The sequence below is a fragment of the Roseiconus lacunae genome, assembly GCF_008312935.1.
In the GTDB taxonomy this organism is placed as follows: Bacteria; Planctomycetota; Planctomycetia; order Pirellulales; family Pirellulaceae; genus Stieleria; species Stieleria lacunae.
This window is the reverse complement of record NZ_VSZO01000031.1, coordinates 1-1,435: the sequence shown is the minus strand read 5'-3', so window position 1 is coordinate 1,435 and position 1,435 is coordinate 1. Positions and strand designations below refer to the sequence as shown.

At 53.8% G+C, this 1,435-nt stretch carries 1 protein-coding gene; it reads right to left on the bottom strand.

Going from position 1 to position 1,435, the window contains the following annotated elements; translation table 11 throughout:
• The coding region (locus FYC48_RS22220) for an IS110 family RNA-guided transposase (RefSeq protein WP_235034370.1) at positions 1-1,298 on the bottom strand (1,298 nt) is incomplete at its 3' end.
• Positions 1,299-1,435: the final 137 nt, after the last annotated feature.

Genomic DNA, 1,435 nt, shown 5'->3' with positions numbered 1-1,435 from the left:
GACTTGGTCGAAGCTGACTTTTGTTTCTGTTTGGAGGACTGTGGTTGGTGCCCTTTCTTAGTGACTTGACCAGAAGAGTTGGATGACCGTCGCGTACTCTGCTTGGTTGGATTGGCCTTGGATGATTCGCCAGATACGGTGGCTTGACGAGCCTCACGACGAAGTCGAGATTTGCGTTGGTCGCTGTTCTCTTTGGGCTTCATCGTGGTGAGTGTCTCTTTGAGCTCAGCGGGCATCGGGCCGAATGATTCGGTGACTTCGATCATCCGCTTTGGCTCCCAGTCTTTCTGGTCACGTAGCATGGCCCAGGCGATCACGGCGATCTTGCGTGCCAGTGCGATCCCTGCCTTTTTCTTGCGAGTTTTCTGTTTGCCGCAGATCCGCTCATAGATGTTCTTCGCCCATGGGTTGTAGCGTAGCGATGCCCAGGCGCATTCAACGAGAATCGTTCTTGCCAGTGGATTGCCGCGTTTGGTGATCCGGCCATTACGATCGGTCTCGCCGGATTGGTATTGTCGTGGCACGAGACCGAAGTAGGCGGAGACTTGGCGTCCGTTTTCAAAGCGGTGCGGGTCGTCGAAGCAGGCGACCAGGATCTCTGCGGTCCGTGGTCCGACACCGGGGATCGTACGCAGACGCTTGACGCGTTCATCGTCTTTGCCAAGTTGTTCGAGTTTTTTGACGACGGTGTCGAGCTGTAGCGACAGGGAGTCGAGGATAGTGAGTTCGATATCGAGTTGTCCCTTCCAGAGTTCACCCGGGGTGCAGTCTTGGATCGGTTTGCGGAACGAGTTGATGCGTTCTCGTCCGGTGTGCCATGCCTTGTCGCCCTTGTCGATTTCGATGCCGTGATTAACGAACCAGGCTCGGATGGTGTTTTTGGTTTTATTGATCCGTCCGTCGAGTGTTTTTCTGTATTTGACGAGGGATCGAAATTCACGATGCTGCGGCGAGGGCATGTGAACTGATTTCAGTTCTCCCATGGCAGCCATGCGTGCGAGCTTGAGGGCGTCATCCTTGTCAGTTTTTCGTTTAACGTTCGCCCATCGCCAAGCCTCTTCGTTGGTCGAGCAGACCAGGGTGCTGAGTCCCAGTGAGACGGCGAGATCATTGATCCAGCCTGATGGCCCGCAGGATTCCATGACGACGAGTTCGGCGAGCTTGCCTTCGTTTTCAAAGATGCTCTGTAGCTGCTCGCGTTTGGTGGGGGTGGTGAGAAATTTGGTGTTTCGAGTATTTGAGTCGTAAAGACAACAAACGGAGTTGAATTTTCCGAGGTCAAGGGCGAGAATTTTCATTGTCAAAGAGTCCTTGGTTTTGGTGGGTGGAGCGAATGTGACAGGCAGTTCCAAGCTGCCTGCATCACGGGTCCGAGTCGCCAGTTTAACGACGAATGACTCCCACCCATCAAACCTCGGACTTACATGGATTCTTT